The 15,513-nt window shown below is 57.5% G+C and carries 19 protein-coding genes, 1 other RNA gene and 1 other annotated feature; of the genes, 9 read left to right on the forward strand and 11 right to left on the reverse strand.

Features of this window, described 5'->3' with window-relative positions; all coding sequences use genetic code 11:
- Nucleotides 1-147 precede the first annotated feature (147 nt).
- Nucleotides 148-705, forward strand: a complete 558-nt coding sequence (locus ACNY69_RS00785) for a YbaY family lipoprotein (protein ID WP_111140294.1) — start codon at nt 148-150, stop codon at nt 703-705.
- Nucleotides 706-742: 37 nt separating this feature from the next.
- Here the strand turns inward: ACNY69_RS00785 and ACNY69_RS00790 are convergent, their stop codons facing one another.
- Nucleotides 743-1,054, reverse strand: coding sequence for an MGMT family protein (locus tag ACNY69_RS00790; RefSeq protein WP_293770839.1), 312 nt, complete (start codon nt 1,052-1,054; stop codon nt 743-745).
- Nucleotides 1,055-1,229: 175 nt separating this feature from the next.
- Here ACNY69_RS00790 and ffs point away from each other — a divergent pair.
- An RNA gene (ffs, locus tag ACNY69_RS00795) (signal recognition particle sRNA small type) lies at nt 1,230-1,326 on the forward strand.
- 131 nt (nt 1,327-1,457) lie between these two features.
- On the opposite strand, the gene ACNY69_RS00800 is transcribed toward ffs, so the two are convergent.
- From ACNY69_RS00800 to ACNY69_RS00810, 3 genes are all read right to left on the reverse strand, one after another.
- Nucleotides 1,458-1,673 carry an HHA domain-containing protein gene (locus tag ACNY69_RS00800; protein WP_111140296.1) on the reverse strand — a complete coding sequence of 72 codons (216 nt, stop codon included), beginning with the start codon at nt 1,671-1,673 and terminating at the stop codon, nt 1,458-1,460.
- Nucleotides 1,674-1,697: 24 nt separating this feature from the next.
- Complete coding sequence (tomB, locus tag ACNY69_RS00805) at nt 1,698-2,075, reverse strand: Hha toxicity modulator TomB (RefSeq protein WP_111140297.1); 378 nt, start codon at nt 2,073-2,075, stop codon at nt 1,698-1,700.
- A 147-nt stretch (nt 2,076-2,222) separates the two neighbouring features.
- Nucleotides 2,223-2,576 (reverse strand): hypothetical protein, encoded by a 354-nt coding sequence (locus ACNY69_RS00810; protein ID WP_111140298.1) that lies wholly within the window; start codon nt 2,574-2,576, stop codon nt 2,223-2,225.
- Between the two features lie 337 nt (nt 2,577-2,913).
- On the opposite strand from ACNY69_RS00810, the gene ACNY69_RS00815 reads away from it, so the two are divergent.
- The 3 genes from ACNY69_RS00815 to ACNY69_RS00825 are packed head-to-tail and all read left to right on the forward strand — an operon-like array spanning nt 2,914 to nt 5,312.
- The gene (locus ACNY69_RS00815) at nt 2,914-3,582 is read left to right on the forward strand and encodes a metal ABC transporter ATP-binding protein (protein WP_111140299.1); all 669 of its coding nucleotides are present in this window, start codon (nt 2,914-2,916) and stop codon (nt 3,580-3,582) included.
- A complete protein-coding gene (locus ACNY69_RS00820; protein WP_111140300.1) occupies nt 3,579-4,418 on the forward strand; it encodes a metal ABC transporter permease in 840 nt (279 codons plus the stop codon). The genes ACNY69_RS00815 and ACNY69_RS00820 overlap by 4 nt, the downstream gene beginning before the upstream one ends.
- A 15-nt stretch (nt 4,419-4,433) precedes the next feature.
- The gene (locus ACNY69_RS00825; protein ID WP_418797144.1) at nt 4,434-5,312 is read left to right on the forward strand and encodes a metal ABC transporter substrate-binding protein; all 879 of its coding nucleotides are present in this window, start codon (nt 4,434-4,436) and stop codon (nt 5,310-5,312) included.
- A gap of 45 nt (nt 5,313-5,357) precedes the next feature.
- On the opposite strand, the gene ykgO is transcribed toward ACNY69_RS00825, so the two are convergent.
- The 4 genes from ykgO to ACNY69_RS00845 form a co-directional block, all read right to left on the reverse strand.
- Nucleotides 5,358-5,498, reverse strand: a complete 141-nt coding sequence (ykgO, locus tag ACNY69_RS00830) for a type B 50S ribosomal protein L36 (RefSeq protein ID WP_111140302.1) — start codon at nt 5,496-5,498, stop codon at nt 5,358-5,360.
- A 10-nt stretch (nt 5,499-5,508) separates the two neighbouring features.
- On the reverse strand, nt 5,509-5,763 hold the full coding sequence (locus ACNY69_RS00835; RefSeq protein WP_111140303.1) for a type B 50S ribosomal protein L31: 255 nt from the start codon (nt 5,761-5,763) through the stop codon (nt 5,509-5,511).
- A gap of 201 nt (nt 5,764-5,964) precedes the next feature.
- Nucleotides 5,965-9,120, reverse strand: a complete 3,156-nt coding sequence (locus tag ACNY69_RS00840; RefSeq protein ID WP_111140304.1) for a multidrug efflux RND transporter permease subunit AcrB — start codon at nt 9,118-9,120, stop codon at nt 5,965-5,967.
- 16 nt (nt 9,121-9,136) lie between these two features.
- A complete protein-coding gene (locus tag ACNY69_RS00845; RefSeq protein WP_111140305.1) occupies nt 9,137-10,333 on the reverse strand; it encodes an efflux RND transporter periplasmic adaptor subunit in 1,197 nt (398 codons plus the stop codon).
- Between the two features lie 141 nt (nt 10,334-10,474).
- Between ACNY69_RS00845 and acrR the strand changes: the two genes are divergently transcribed.
- A complete protein-coding gene (acrR, locus tag ACNY69_RS00850) occupies nt 10,475-11,113 on the forward strand; it encodes a multidrug efflux transporter transcriptional repressor AcrR (RefSeq protein ID WP_111140306.1) in 639 nt (212 codons plus the stop codon).
- On the opposite strand, the gene rsmS is transcribed toward acrR, so the two are convergent.
- From rsmS to priC, 3 genes are read right to left on the reverse strand one after another with little or no spacing between them, the layout of a single operon-like run.
- Nucleotides 11,110-11,262 carry a pleiotropic regulatory protein RsmS gene (rsmS, locus tag ACNY69_RS00855; RefSeq protein ID WP_111140307.1) on the reverse strand — a complete coding sequence of 51 codons (153 nt, stop codon included), beginning with the start codon at nt 11,260-11,262 and terminating at the stop codon, nt 11,110-11,112. The two genes, acrR and rsmS, sit on opposite strands and share 4 nt — an antisense overlap.
- An 8-nt stretch (nt 11,263-11,270) precedes the next feature.
- On the reverse strand, nt 11,271-11,516 hold the full coding sequence (locus ACNY69_RS00860) for a GlsB/YeaQ/YmgE family stress response membrane protein (protein ID WP_111140308.1): 246 nt from the start codon (nt 11,514-11,516) through the stop codon (nt 11,271-11,273).
- A 57-nt stretch (nt 11,517-11,573) separates the two neighbouring features.
- Nucleotides 11,574-12,104: a primosomal replication protein PriC gene (gene priC, locus ACNY69_RS00865; protein WP_418797146.1), complete on the reverse strand. Its 531-nt coding sequence runs from the start codon at nt 12,102-12,104 to the stop codon at nt 11,574-11,576.
- A 57-nt stretch (nt 12,105-12,161) separates the two neighbouring features.
- Here priC and ACNY69_RS00870 point away from each other — a divergent pair, with 57 nt between their 5' ends.
- From ACNY69_RS00870 to dnaX, 3 genes are all read left to right on the forward strand, one after another.
- Nucleotides 12,162-12,551, forward strand: a complete 390-nt coding sequence (locus ACNY69_RS00870) for a DUF454 family protein (RefSeq protein WP_111140325.1) — start codon at nt 12,162-12,164, stop codon at nt 12,549-12,551.
- 144 nt (nt 12,552-12,695) lie between these two features.
- A complete protein-coding gene (gene apt, locus ACNY69_RS00875) occupies nt 12,696-13,247 on the forward strand; it encodes an adenine phosphoribosyltransferase (protein WP_111140326.1) in 552 nt (183 codons plus the stop codon).
- 156 nt (nt 13,248-13,403) lie between these two features.
- Nucleotides 13,404-15,482, forward strand: coding sequence for a DNA polymerase III subunit gamma/tau (gene dnaX / locus ACNY69_RS00880; RefSeq protein WP_111140310.1), 2,079 nt, complete (start codon nt 13,404-13,406; stop codon nt 15,480-15,482).
- Nucleotides 14,824-14,885 (forward strand) — a sequence feature (DnaX frameshifting element). (Overlaps the previous gene by 62 nt.)
- Nucleotides 15,483-15,513 lie beyond the last annotated feature (31 nt).

Raw genomic sequence — 15,513 nt, forward strand, 5'->3', positions numbered from 1 at the left:
GACCAGTTAACGTCAATCAGACTTTCCGCTTTGCCTGTGCCAGGCAAAATCTCATTTTTGTGCCAACATTAAGGACATACGGCGAGTGAAGCGCTGTAAGCAGGATTCGCTGCCGATAATCATTTTGATCAAATGGAGACGACATCAATGAAACTCAGGCATGTGTTCAGTGGAGTAGTTATGGTGGTTGCTGTTGCGGGATGCGCCGATAAAAGTAAACCTGTGCCCACGCCGACGCTGGGGTCAGCCGTGGCAGGACAGACGACGGCGATTGCGCAGCCGAACGTCAGTGGCTCAATCTTCATCCGTCAGCGCATTGCGCTGCCGCCGGATGCCGTATTAACCGTGACGCTGTCTGATGCGTCGATGGCCGATGCCCCATCAAAAGTGCTGTCACAGCGTGTCGTGCGCACCGAGGGTAAACAGGCTCCGTTCCAGTTCGTTCTGCCGTTTAACCCGGCCGACATCCAGCCCAACGCCCGCATTCTGTTAAGTGCGGCGATTGCCATCGACGGCAAGCTGGCCTTTGTCACCGAAGGCGTGAAGCCGGTGATCAATCAGGGTGGCACCAAAGCGGAACTGCTGCTGGTCCCGGTCCCGTCTATGGCGATGCCAACCCAGCCAGGCGCTGCAACTACCGTGCCTTCTACCTCACCGACGATGGTAACGCCATCCGCTGCGGTTCCGGCACCGACCCACATTTAAGCGTGTTTCGGGGCGACGCTGTCGCCCCTTTTCCTGTCTAAAATCGCCAGCGCCAGGTTGCCAGATCGAGCTGCCCGTCATCACTGATCGCTATACCTTCCGCCGCCAGGGCATCCCGCTGCCGTAACAGACGATCCCCCTGCAGGGAAAGGGTGCCGTGCCGGTTAACGACGCGATGCCAGGGCAGGGTAGTCTCTTCAGGCAGACGGCTCAGTACGCCGCCGACCTGACGTGCTGCGCGCGGAGAACCGGCGAGCAGGGCAACATCGCCATAGGTGGCGACGCGGCCATACGGAATCGCGGCAACAATCTGCCAGATGCGGTGCTGAAAAGTGTCAGGCTGATCCATCTGCTTGTTTCATCCGGAAAAAGGGCCTTAATTTTAGCATGGAGAAGGGCGTCTGAACGCTTTCGTGTCAGGGTTGTTCAAGAAAACAACGGTTGTCCCGACTACGCTTGCAATTGACCCCTCCTTCCCAGATAATGCCCCCGCTCTCGTAAAGAGGGCTTGTCAATGGGGGCCCTGTTGGTTCTCCCGCAATGCTAGCTTGTGAACTCGGTCAGATCCGGAAGGAAGCAGCCGCAGCAGGTGACGCGTGTGCCGGGATGTAGCTGGCAGGGCCCCCACCATTTTCCCCCCTGAAAACCCCCACGAATTGCAGACAGCCAAAACCCGCCCGGGCCGATCCTGTGCCGGCAGGCAGGAATGTCTGGTACTAAACAGGGGTAAAACTTAGCAATAATCGATTAGATTAACGGACAAATTTCCACACTGAACCCGGGACTTTATCGTAGAGCTTGTTCATGGTCAGTTCCGCCAGACGATGGTCAGCCGCCGAATAGAATATGGCTAATTCGTCTTCCGGTAATTCATACTTATTTTTTTCAATCACCCTTTCGAGGGTATCCAGCGAGCGGCAGCGCCGCAGTCGCATCAAATAATCGGTTTTTGTCAGGGTTTTGTTCATAAATAAATCGTTCTCATGTCAGTACTATAATGAATGGCTCGGCTGCTGGAGAAAAGCGCACTCTTCAGTGAACAGATTAAATAAGCGCTTCGCTGAACGTTGCCACCGCTGAAGATCCGGGGTTGTGACACCATAGTTGCTGAATAACATAAAGGTATCATCAAGATATTCATCGATTTGCGAAATCAGCGCTTCATCTTCAACGTGCTTGATTTTGTAATTCATGGTGAAAGAGGCGATATGCTCAATCAAATCATTCAGCTGCAGATTGCTTTCGGAAGTCGGATCATTTACCCAGCCATGATGGCTGTCCGTTAATGATGCCATGCTGTCGTCAAACAGGCTCTCACACAGGTATTTAAGCTGGGCAATATCATGCCGTTTCGGTGAGTATTCGTCCATCTTTTTCCCCTCCATAGCTAGCACAGTTGCCGCAGGCCGGCGAGATAAGAGAACACGGCCATGAAGCGATTATCGGGGCAGTTATTAAACGGGACATCCTAAAGATAGTGTAAAACCATTAGTTCTGCTCACCTCCATTACTAAATATTACAATTCATCGCCGGGGGAGGGTTGCTGATTGTCTATCACATCAAACTCAAGTGCGCCGGGCTTAATGTGAAAGTTTACCTGTTCCGACTGTGTGACCGTTTCATTCAGATCCTGGCAGGGGCTAAATAAATTCCAGTCAAAATCGTAAAGTAATTTAAAACTATTCAGATCCTGATATTCAATGGAAATAATTTTTAAACTGCCTGGAACAAACCGGGCATTTTGTGAATACCAGCGTAAATCTCCCACCAGAAGATCGGTTATTTTGAGAATATTCCGCTGAACAATCTCAGCTATTTTTGCGCAGTCCGTTTCGCCTGCGGCAATATCGCACTCAATGCGTGACAGCATATCCGGTTCGCCTTAAACCATTAATAACCTATCATTGGTTTTCTGCAACGGGTTTGCAAGCCCGCTGAGCACAAAAGCGTCTGTTTACCCGACTGGCCAGCAACACCGAGCCGGTTTCCCCTGTTCAGGTCTGCCAGTCACCGCCAGCCTGTTTATCTTTTGATACACATTCCCCCGTTTAACTGTGCTCAACATCCGTTATCTTAATTGTTATGTTATAACATTTTGGTGAAGTGATGCATCAGAGCGGATTACTTATGTCACTGGGCGGGCGACTGACTGTTGCACTGCTCGTCATCGCCCTGCTGGCCGTGGCGATCAAATGGGGGATCAGCGCATGATCCGGTTTGATTCGCTTCGGGCGGGCTACCAGGGTGAGGCCGTGACCCCGGCCCTGAGCGGCCAGCTTGCCGCAGGCTCGATGACTGCCCTGGTGGGCGCCAACGGCAGCGGCAAATCGACGCTGCTGAAAACCATTGCGGGTTTACTGCCCCCGATAGCCGGGCGCTGCGAACTGCAGATTGCGCGGCGGGATATTGGCTGGCTACCGCAGCGTACCGAGCTGGAAACCCGCTTTCCCCTGACCGTCTTTGAACTGGTCTCGATGGGCTGCTGGCCTCGCTGCGGCTGGTTCGGCGGTATCAACCGGATGCTGCGTCGGGAAATCTGGCAGGTGCTGGAGGCGGTACAGATGCGTGATTTCGCCGGGGCGCAGCCCGCAACCCTGTCCGGCGGCCAGCTTCAGCGCGTGCTGTTTGCCCGGCTGATGCTGCAGCGCAGCGCGCTCTGGCTGCTGGATGAGCCGTTTAACGGCATCGACAGCCAGACGGTGACGTTGCTGATGGCGATCCTGGAGCAGCAGCAGCGGGCGGGCACCACGCTGCTGGTGGTTCTGCACGATCGTCCGCTGGTCGCCCGCTATTTCAGCCGCGTACTTTCACTGGATGAAGATGAGACCGGCGAATTCTGCTCGCCTCTCTCCCTGCAGCGGAGCCTGGCACCGTGACCCTGATACAGCCTTTTATTGAGTTCGGTTTCATGCGACGCGCGCTGGTCGCCTGCGTGGCGCTGGCTGTCAGCGCCACGCCACTCGGCGTGTTTCTCTCGCTGCGCCGCATGAGCCTGATCGGCGACGCCTTGTCCCACGCGGTGCTGCCCGGCGCTGCCGTCGGTTATCTGATCTCCGGCCTGTCACTCGTCGCCATGGGGGTGGGAGGGCTGATCGCCGGTTTAGCCGTGGCGCTGCTCTCGGGAGCCGTCAGTCGCTACACGCCGCTGAAAGAGGATGCCAGCTTTGCCGGGTTTTACCTTGGCTCACTGGCGCTGGGCGTGACGCTGGTTTCTCTGCGTGGCTCTGGCGTGGATCTGCTGCATGTGCTGTTCGGCTCGCTGCTGGCAGTAGACAACGCGGCGCTGCTGCTGGTGGGCGGCATCGCGGCGTTTACGCTGATTATGCTGGCCATCATCTACCGGCCGCTGGTGATTGACGCTTTCGACAGTGACTTCCTGCGGGCGCAGGGAAAGTGGAGTGCCCCGCTGGTTCATGGTCTGTTTTTAATGCTGGTGGTGCTGAATCTGGTGGCCGGTTTTCAGGTGCTCGGCACCCTGATGTCGGTGGGACTGATGATGCTGCCCGCCGCCAGCGCACGTTTCTGGAGCCGCCATCTGGCCGCCATGCTGCTCATCGCGATGGGGATGGCCATGATGTCGGCGCTGGCAGGTCTGATGCTCTCCTGGCACTTTTCTCTGCCAGCCGGACCTGCGGTGGTGCTGAGCGCCGCCATGCTCTTTTTTCTCTCCATTCTGACAGGACCGTGCGGCGGAATTTTACGCCGCCATTAAATCTATGAGGACGCTATGAAAAAATTACCCCTGACGCTGGCGCTCGCTGCGCTGTTTGCTGCGCCTGTAGCAATGGCAAAAACGGTGGATGTGGTTGCCAGCTTTACCGTGCTGGGCGATATCGTTAAGCAGGTCGGTGGCGACCATGTGAAAGTCAAAAGTCTGGTGGGGCCGAACGGCGATCCCCACACCTTTGAACCCACACCGCAGGACAGCGAGGCGCTGGCGAAGGCCGACCTGGTGTTTGTCAGCGGACTGGGCCTGGAAGGGTGGATGGATCGGCTGGTTACCGCCTCCGGTTATCGGGGGCAGCCCGTGGTCGCTTCAGCGGGCGTCACCACCCGCAGCATGGAGGACGAGGGCAAAACCATTACCGATCCGCACGCCTGGAACAGTATGCAGAACGGCGTGATCTACGCGACCAACGTGATGAATGCGCTGGTTAAAGCCGATCCTGCAGACGCGCCGGACATCCGTCGGCGTGGAGAGGACTACATAGAGCAGCTTCAGGCGCTGGATCGCTGGGCGAAAACCGCTTTTGCGCGAGTGCCGGTCGATAAACGGAAAGTGCTCACCAGCCACGATGCGTTTGGTTACTTCGGCCAGCGCTATGGCGTGACATTCCTGGCACCGGTGGGCTTCTCCACCGAAGCCGAGGCGAGCGCCAGCAACGTGGGGGGGTTAATCACTCAGCTGAAGCAGCAGCACATTACCCGCTACTTTATCGAGAACCAGACCGATCCGCGGCTGGTCAGGCAGATTGCCAGTGCCACCGGTGCGGAGCCGGGAGGCGAGCTTTATCCGGAAGCCCTCTCTACGGCCTCAGGCCCGGCGGCAACCTATCAGGCCGCCTTTAAACATAACGTGAATGCGATGCTGAAGAGCATGCAGTAAGCATAAAAAAGGCCGGGCAAGCCCGGCCACTCATCACGACACACACTAGCGTCTTTTTTTTCTTCCCTGCACCGCTTTGAAACGTGGATTAGTTTTACAGATAACGTAAACACGTCCTTTCCTGCGCACCACTTTGCAATCGCGATGGCGATTTTTGGCGGAGCGCAGCGAGCTGACGACCTGCATGACTCATCTCCTATTTGCGGCCAAGAAAGCGCCCGAAACGCTGGTTAAAGCGTGCGGTACTACCCTCTTTGGCGAAATCTTTCTGTTTACCGGTGTAGAAAACGTGCGAAGCCGACGACACATCCAGGGTGACGTAGGGCAGGGTTTCGCCTTCAAACTCCACGGTACGGTCGGTTTTGATGGTCGATCCGATTTTGAACCAGACGTCAGCCGACGTGTCGTGGAAGACCACCGGACGATAGTGAGGATGAATATTCGCTTTCATAACGCTCTCAATTGTAATGTTATACTATAACAATAGTATGCGGCAGACCGTCCAGGATTGCAACGATCGTCGTGTCCGGAAGGCGTAAAGTGGGAAGCACGGGGCGAAGGACAAAGCCGCGACCCGCAGAGGGCCGCAGCTGAAAAGAGAATTGCAGGCAAAAAAAAAGGCCGCTTGCGCGGCCCTTTAACGGATGACAGCTTAGTGTGTCTGATCAGAGGTGACCGGATGACCTTTTGCTGCGTTATCTTTTTTCCTGCCGAAGCGGCGGCGGACCACCACGAAGAACACCGGCACGAAGAAGATCGCTAACAGCGTTGCGGTGACCATACCCCCGATAACGCCGGTGCCCACTGCGTTCTGCGAACCGGAACCGGCGCCGGTACTGATTGCCAGCGGCAGTACCCCGAGAATAAACGCCAGTGACGTCATCAGGATAGGACGCAAACGCATACGACACGCCTCCAGCGCCGCTTCAATCAGCCCTTTGCCCTCTTTATCCATCAAATCTTTCGCAAATTCGACGATAAGGATGGCGTTCTTGGTCGAGAGGCCGATGGTCGTCAGTAATCCCACCACGAAGTAGACGTCATTGCTTAAGCCACGCAGCGTGGTAAAGATCAGCGCACCGATGACCCCAAGCGGCACCACCAGCATGACCGAGAACGGAATCGACCAGCTCTCATACAGCGCGGCAAGGCAGAGGAAGACCACGATCAGCGAGATAGCGTAGAGGGCAGGGGCCTGGTTGCCTGACAGACGTTCCTGATAGGACATACCGGTCCAGTCATAGCCGATACCGGCAGGCAGCTTCGCCGCCAGCTCTTCCATCAGATCCATCGCGGCACCCGAACTCTTGCCAGGCGCAGCCTGTCCCAGGATCTCCATCGCCGGCAGGCCGTTGTAGCGCTCAAGGCGCGGCGAGCCATACTGCCATTTCGCGGTTGAGAAGGCCGAGAACGGCACCATGGTTCCGCTGCTGTTACGCACGTACCACTTACCGATGTCGTCCGGCAACATACGCGAATCCGCTTTACCCATAACGTACACTTTCTTCACGCGACCACGATCGATGAAGTCGTTGACGTATGAGCCGCCCCAGGAGGCTGCCAGCGTGGTATTGATATCGCTCAGCGATACGCCCAGCGCCTGCGCTTTCTCCTGATCGATTGTCAGCTTGTACTGCGGGGTATCTTCCAGTCCGTTCGGACGCACACCCACCAGGGTATCAGGATGCTGAGCAATCATGCCGAACAGCTGATTACGCGCTTCCGTCAGCTTCTCGTGACCGAGGTTGTTCTGATCGATCAGCTCGAAGTCGAAGCCAGTGGCGTTACCCAGCTCGATAATCGCAGGCAGGTTGAACGGAATCACCATCGCATCTTTGATCGCGCCCAGCGCCTGCATGGCACGGCCCGCAATCGCCGGCACTTTCATGTCGCTGCTGGTACGCTCATCCCAGGGTTTAAGACTGACGAAGGCGATACCGGTGTTCTGTCCGCGACCGGCAAAGCCGAAGCCGTTAACGGTGAACACGGATTTAACCGAATCCTTTTCCTGAGTCAGGAAGTAGTCGGTAACCTGATCCAGCACCTTCTGGGTACGCTCCTGGGTTGCACCGGCCGGCAGCTGCGCCTGCGCCAGCAGCAGACCCTGATCCTCTTCCGGTAAGAAGGAGGAGGGCAGTCGCATAAACAGGAACGCCATACCCACCACGATCAGCAGATAGATCAGCATATAGCGACCGGTGCTGCGGATCATGTGGCCCACGCTGTCCACATAGTGGTTGGTGCTCTTGTCGAACATGCGGTTGAACCAGCCGAAGAAGCCGGTGGTTTTGCCATGCTCGCCTTTTTCAACCGGCTTCAGCATGGTGGCACAGAGTGCCGGCGTCAGAATAAAGGCGACCAGTACTGACAGGGCCATGGCGGAAACGATGGTGATGGAGAACTGGCGATAAATAACGCCGGTCGATCCGCCAAAGAACGCCATCGGAATGAAGACGGCGGCCAGCACCAGCGCGATACCCACCAGCGCGCCCTGGATCTGCTCCATGGAACGTTTGGTTGCCTCTTTTGGCGGCAAACCCTCTTCGGCCATGACGCGCTCGACGTTCTCGACCACGACGATGGCGTCATCCACCAGCAGGCCGATCGCCAGCACCATCCCGAACATCGTCAGGGTGTTTATCGAGTAACCAAAAGCACTGATCACGGCGAACGTCCCCAGCAGGACCACCGGCACGGCGATCGTCGGGATCAGCGTCGCGCGGAAGTTTTGCAGGAAGAGGTACATCACCAGGAACACCAGCACGATCGCTTCAATCAGCGTTTTTACTACTTCAAAAATCGAGATTTTTACGAAGGGCGTGGTGTCATACGGATAGACCACTTTCATCCCGGCCGGGAAGGTCGACTGCATTTTGGCCAGTTCAGCTTTCACCGCATTGGCGGTATCCAGCGCATTCGCACCGGTGGCCAGCTTGATACCGATACCGGACGCAGGCTTGCCGTTGTAGCGGGCGATGATCTCGTAGTTTTCCGCACCCAGTTCGATCCTTGCCACATCACGCAGACGGACCTGAGAACCATCCTCATTGACCTTGAGCAGGATTTTGCCGAACTCTTCGGTCGAGGTCAGACGGGTTTGCGCGATGATCGAGGCGTTAAGCTGCTGACCCGGAACCGGAGGCGTACCGCCTAACTGACCGGCAGCAACCTGGGTGTTCTGGGTGTTCAGCGCGCTGATCACGTCAACCGGCGTCAGGTTGTAGTTGTTCAGCTTGTGCGGATCCATCCAGATGCGCATGGCGTATTGCGCACCGAAGACCTGAGTATCACCCACGCCCTTGGTACGGCTCAGCGGATCCTTAATGGTCGACGAAATATAATCAGAAATGTCATTCTGCGTCATATTGTCGTCGTCGCTGATGAAACCGGCCACCATCAGGAAGCTGCTGGAGGATTTTTTAACCTGAATCCCCTGTTGCTGAACTTCCTGCGGCAGCAGCGGCGTCGCCAGCTGCAGTTTGTTCTGCACCTGAACCTGCGCGATGTCCGCATCGGTGCCTGACTCAAACGAGAGCGTCAGGGTCAGCGTACCCGAGGAGTCGCTGCTCGAGGACATATACATCAGTCCGTCGATACCGTTCATGTTCTGCTCAATGACCTGGGTCACCGAGTCCTGTAGCGTTTTCGCATCCGCACCCGGATAAGAGGCCTGAATCTCAATCGCCGGCGGCGCAACATTGGGATATTGCTCGATCGGGAGTTTGAGAATCGATAGCGCACCGACCAGCATGATGATGATGGCGAGTACCCACGCAAAGATGGGGCGATCGATAAAGAACTTAGCCATGAATCAACGGCTCCTGTTATGACGATGACTTGTCAGACTGCGGCTTTGCATCGGGTGCCGCTTTCGCATCGTCTGAGACTTCTTGTGGAGTCACCTGTGCGCCAGGTTTGGCACGCTGGAGACCGGTGCTGATCACGCGCTCGCCCGCTTTCACTCCGCCGGTGACCAGCCACTTGTCGCCAATCGCCTGCGAGGTGGTGACCGTACGGGATTCCACTTTGTTATCCGCACCTACCACCATCACCGTCGCCTGACCGGTTGGTGTGCGGGTGACTGCCTGCTGAGGAACCAGCAGCGCATTCGGATTGGTGCCTTCATCCAGACGCGCACGCACAAACATCCCCGGTAACAGGGTGTGGTTCGGGTTCGGTACGATGGCGCGCAGCGTGATGGAACCGGTGGTTTCATCCACGGTCACGTCAGAAAACTCCAGGGTACCCGTCTGCGCGTAGCTGCTGCCATCCTGCATCAGCAGGGTGACGTTGGCTTTGCCATCGTTCTGCTTCAGCTGACCCGACTCCAGCTCTGAACGCAGGCGCATAAAGTCTTCGCTCGACTGCGTAACGTCGACATACATCGGATCCAGCTGCTGAACCGTTGCCAGCGCGGTGGTCTGTGCGCTCTGGACCAGGGCACCTTCGGTCACGGACGATTTACCGATACGGCCACTGATTGGGGAGGTCACGCGGGTGTACGCCAGATTAATACGGGCGGTTTCCACATTGGCTTTGGCAACCTGAACGGCAGCATCGTTTTGCGCGGCGGTCGCCACGGCGGTGTCGTAATCCTGCTGACTGATATATTTCGTGCCGAGCAGCGGCTTGTAACGCTTAACGGTCAGTTGCGCGATACGGGCATTCGCCTGCGCCTGTGTTAAGTCGCCTTTCGCGCTGTCGTAAGCCGCCTGGTAGGTGGCAGGATCGATCTGATAGAGAGACTGACCGGCTTTGATATCGCTGCCTTCAACGAAATTACGCTTCAGAATGATACCGGACACCTGCGGACGGACTTCAGCCACACGATATGCCGAGGTGCGGCCGGGTAATTCAGTTGAAATCTTAAGGGGTTCAGTTTTCAGTGTCACCACACCGACGGCTGGCGGTTGCTGCTGGGCGGCTTGTTCGGATTTATTGTTGTCACATCCTGTTAACAAAAAGCTGCCTGAGAGCATCAGGGCGGCCGCCAGAGGCGATAACCCTCTGATTTTATTCATAAATAAACCTCTAGTGTCCGATATCAATTGGTCAATGGATCACAAACTGAAAACCCATTGCTGTGTCAAGTCGCAGGTCATGCTATGGTACATACATTCACAAATGTATGTAAACTTACCTGTTTGTAAAAAAAGCCCCCTATGGCACGAAAAACCAAAGCACAAGCACTTGAAACGCGGCATCAAATTCTTGATGCGGCCATCATTCTGTTTTCACAGCAGGGCGTCTCAGCCACTTCTCTGGCCGATATTGCAACCGCGGCCAGCGTCACGCGAGGCGCAATTTACTGGCACTTTAAAAATAAAGCCGATGTATTACACGAAATATGGCTTCGTTGTGATGCTGGTCTGGACGATGTGGAACTTGAGTATCAGACAAAATACCCGGGGGATCCACTCTCCGTGTTGCGCGCAATGCTGGTCTATATCTTTGATGCGACAGCAAAGGATCCGCAGCGCCGTGCTCTGATGGAGATCATTTTCCACAAATGCGAATTTGTAGGTGAAATGTCAACGCTGAAGAGTATGCAACAAAGTTTACTGCTGGAGTGCTATGACAAAATTGAAGATGTCCTGCGCCAGTGTATTGAAGCAGGACAACTGCCGGGCACTCTCAGTACGCGTCAGGCTGCGCTAATCCTGCGCGGTTATGTTAACGGCATGATGGAGAGCTGGCTGTTTGCGCCAGAGAGCTTTGATCTGGCCGCAGACGCGCCCACGCTGGTCAACGCCTTTATCGATATGCTGCGTCTCAGTCCGACGCTGACCGCCCGTCACTAAGCCGACGGGTGATCGCGCTTGTTCTCGAAATCGCGCTGTACCATCGCCAGCGCGGAGAGCACGGTTTCCACCGGCAGCTGATGCTCTTCCAGAAGCTGAATCAGATCAACGGCCAGTTTGACGTCATCAGGGGCATTTTCCAGGGACATCTTTTCTCCTAAATACGTAATCGGGCCACCACCAGCAGCATCAGCAGGGCGCCAAGTATCGCCATGCCCAGTGCGCCCGCGTGCAGTGTTGCCAGGCTGCCCAGGTCAAAGTAGGTGGCGATATAGCCGCCCAGCAGCGCGCCGATCATCGACAGTGTCAGGGTCGCCACCAGACCGCCGGGCCGTCCCGGCATCAGCCGCCGTTTCAGCCAGCCCAGCAGCAGCCCCGCTATCAGCCAGGTCACTAAACCCATCGTTCTTCTCCACGCAGAATTACACCCAGTATAGAAGCGCTTTTGTCACGCTGCGCTTTATTCGTCCCGGGCGCTGCCGCGCAGCGAGGCGGCCCACTCAACGGCGCGAATCGCCTGACGGCAGCGGGCCAGCCGGCCCTCCAGCGTCTCCAGGTCCTGTTTCAGCTGCTGCTGAACCGCCAGCGTTTCAGCCGCCGCCAGGCGCGCCTCACGCTGGGCGATCATCGTCAGCAGACGACGCTCGAATTCGCGATACTCCTGATATTTTGAGGTGCGCGGTTCCCGCAGCGGCTGTTCGCGTCGGAGGCGCAGCTGCTGGGTCGTCGCCTCACGCTGCAGGGCGGCAATCTGATCGACCAGCCGTTCCGCCAGCCAGGCGCTGCGGGCCAGATCGTGGCTGCTGTCGCGCAGCCGGGCGACATTCTCCTCCACCTCCTGCAGGTAGTCCGCCAGCCGCGTGCCCCGGGTGCGGAACAGCTGCGCATCAAAACGCGGCTGACGGCAGGCGCCATCGGGATGGCGGGCGATCTCCTGACGCAGCGCGGTCAGGAGCTGCGCCAGGCGCGCCTGGGTGACAATCGCACTCATAGCGTAACGCTCCGTTGTGTTAACGTAAGCAGATGAGAGGTGAGCTGGGCAGCATTTATGCAACGCATTCTGTTATTGACCCTCGGCTGGCTGGCGATTGTGCTGGGAACGCTGGGCATTGTATTACCTTTATTACCGACCACGCCATTCATGCTGCTGGCCGCCTGGTGTTTTGCCCGGTCATCGCCGCGTTTTCACCACTGGCTGCTGTGGAAATCGCCCTTTGGCCGCTATCTGCGCCACTGGCAGCAGCATCGTGCGATGCCGCCGGGCGCCAAAGTGCGCGCGGTCTGCCTGATCGTCGCGACCTTCAGCCTCTCCCTGTTTCTGGTTCATCAGTTCTGGGTACGCATTATGCTGCTGATCATGCTGGCGGCGCTGCTGCTGTTTATGTGGCGTATTCCGGTGGTGGCAGAAGCAGCGGACGCACCGCAACCGCCGCGATAAAGTTGCAATTAGCCGGTCATTTGCTTAGATTTGGGCGTCTTCATGCGTGGCTTCCCTCTGTGAATCAACTTCCGCTGAACCTTTTATCAGGTATTAGCGCTTTTGAAGCTGCGCGAAACAGAATTTTTTACCAGGCGTATCATTATGACCGACACTGCGCAGCAGCTTGAATTGATTGAAAACAGCATCAAAAGTATCCCCGATTATCCTAAGCCAGGCATCCTGTTCCGCGATGTCACCAGCCTGCTGGAAGATCCTCACGCCTATGCCACGTCGATTTCGCTGCTGGTTGAGCGCTACCGTAATAAAGGCATCACCAAAGTCGTGGGAACCGAAGCGCGCGGTTTCCTGTTTGGTGCCCCGGTAGCATTAGGACTCGGTGTGGGTTTTGTGCCGGTGCGTAAGCCAGGTAAACTGCCTCGTGCAGTCTACAGCGAATCCTATGAGCTGGAATATGGCACCGACACGCTGGAACTGCACAAAGATGCCATCCAGCCCGGCGACGTGGTGCTGGTGGTGGATGACCTGCTGGCGACCGGTGGAACGATCGAAGCGACCGTTAAACTGATTCGTCGCGCAGGCGGTGAAGTCAAGGATGCGGCTTTCATCATTAACCTGTTCGACCTGACCGGTGAATCCCGTCTTGAGGCGCTGGGCGTCGAGAGCTACAGCCTGGTCAAATTCCCCGGCCACTAAGCCACTCTTTCGGCCTTGCGACCCGGCAAGGCCGTCACGCCCCGGCGTCAAGATAACGAGTGCCAGCCAAAAGCGTAGCTGATAGACTACTGCAATCTTATACAGGGGTTGCAGAGCGTCTGCGCTCATCTTTCCATCCAACTTCGTCGAATCCACATGAGCTATCAGGTACTTGCGCGAAAATGGCGTCCCCAGGCTTTTGCTGATGTTGTCGGTCAGGAACATGTACTGACGGCGCTGGCGAATGGATTGTCTCTGGGACGCATCCATCATGCTTATCTCTTCTCCGGCACCCGTGGCGTCGGGAAGACCACCATTGCGCGTCTGCTGGCCAAAGGCCTAAACTGCGAAACGGGCATCACCGCCACCCCCTGTGGCGTATGTGATAACTGCCGGGAAATCGAGCAGGGCCGCTTTGTCGATCTGATCGAGATCGATGCCGCGTCGCGCACCAAAGTTGAAGATACCCGCGATTTGCTCGACAACGTGCAGTACGCCCCGGCGCGCGGCCGCTTCAAAGTCTATCTGATCGATGAAGTGCACATGCTCTCGCGTCACAGCTTCAATGCGCTGTTAAAGACGCTGGAAGAGCCGCCTGCGCACGTCAAATTCCTGCTGGCGACCACCGATCCGCAGAAGCTGCCGGTCACCATTCTTTCGCGCTGCCTGCAGTTTCACCTTAAAGCCCTTGATGTTGACCAGATTCGTCAGCAGCTTGAGCATGTCCTGAAGCAGGAAGAGATCGAAAGCGAAACACGGGCGCTGCAGCAGCTGGCCCGCGCCGCAGATGGCAGTATGCGCGATGCGCTGAGCCTGACCGACCAGGCGATTGCCATGGGGCAGGGCGCAGTGACCAGCAGCACCGTCAGCGTCATGCTCGGCACCCTGGATGATGAACAGCCGCTGGGGCTGCTTGAGGCGCTGGTGGACGGCGACGGTCAGCAGGTGATGAATCTGCTGAGTCAGGCCGCGTCACGCGGCGTGGAGTGGGAGGCGCTGCTGATCGAGATGCTGCGTCTGCTGCACCAGATTGCGATGGTGCAACTGTTACCGACCTCGCTCAACGACGACGATGAGAGCAATGCGATTCGCCTGCGTGAGCTGGCGCGCGTCGTGCCGCCAGCCGATCTGCAGCTCTACTATCAGACCCTGCTGATGGGCCGCAAGGATCTGCCGATTGCGCCCGATCGCCGCATGGGTGTCGAGATGACGCTGCTGCGGGCGCTGGCGTTTCATCCCAAAGCGGCGGTGGCGGAACCCATTGCGCGTCCTGCGCTGACCCAGCAGATGTCACCCGTTGCGCCTGGCGCGGCGGCCGAAACCGCCTCATCCCCGGTAATATCGACCCCGGCTGCGCGCGCCGCAACGCCGTCATCACAGGCCGCCTCACCGATGGCCCGGCAGGCCGCTCCTCAGCCCGCGCCGCGCCAGGTCGCCGCTCAGCCGCAGATGGCCGCGCCCGATCCGGCGCCGCACAGCGCACCGCCACCGGACGCGCCGCCGCCCGAGACAACCTCCGATTCCGCACTTTCCAGTTCCACCAGTCAGCTCCTGCAGGCGCGCACGCAGTTGTTGCGTCAGGGAGCGAACAAACCAAAAAAGAGTGAGCCGGCGGCGCCAGGTGCGCGGCCGGCCAACTCCGCGCTGGAGCGGCTGGCCTCGGTCACCGAGCGCAGCCAGCAGCGTATCCGCGATCGCGAACCGGCCGCCCCGGTAAAAGAGGAGGCCTATCGCTGGAAAGCGGTGAATCAGCCGGTGGAAGTGGCGGAGCCGGTGGCGACACCAAAGGCCTTGCGTTCTGCGCTGGAGCATGAGAAAACCCCAGAGCTGGCGGCGCGACTGGCGGAAGAGGCGCAGGCGCGCGACCCGTGGGCCGCAGAGATCCCCACGCTGCCGCTGCCGAAACTGGTGCAGCAGCTGGCGCTGAATGCCTGGAAAGAGGTCACCGAAACCGGCGTCTGCCTGCACCTGCGCAGCAGTCAGCGTCACCTCAATTCCCCCTCGGCGCAGCAGGTCTTAAGCGAGGCGCTGAGTCAGCGTGCCGGGCAGAGAGTTGAACTCTCGGTAGTTGAAGACGATAATTCATCGGTGTTGACGCCACTGGAGTGGCGTCAGGCCATTTACGAAGAGAAGCTGGCGCAGGCGCGTCAGTCGATCACCTGTGATACCCACATTCAGATGCTACAGCGCTTTTTTGATGCTGACCTGGATGAGGAGAGTATCCGACCTGTTTAGACACGCTGCGGCTATCTCAACGATAGCGCTG

This window comes from Pantoea graminicola, from assembly GCF_048452665.1.
Taxonomy (GTDB): Bacteria; Pseudomonadota; Gammaproteobacteria; order Enterobacterales; family Enterobacteriaceae; genus Pantoea.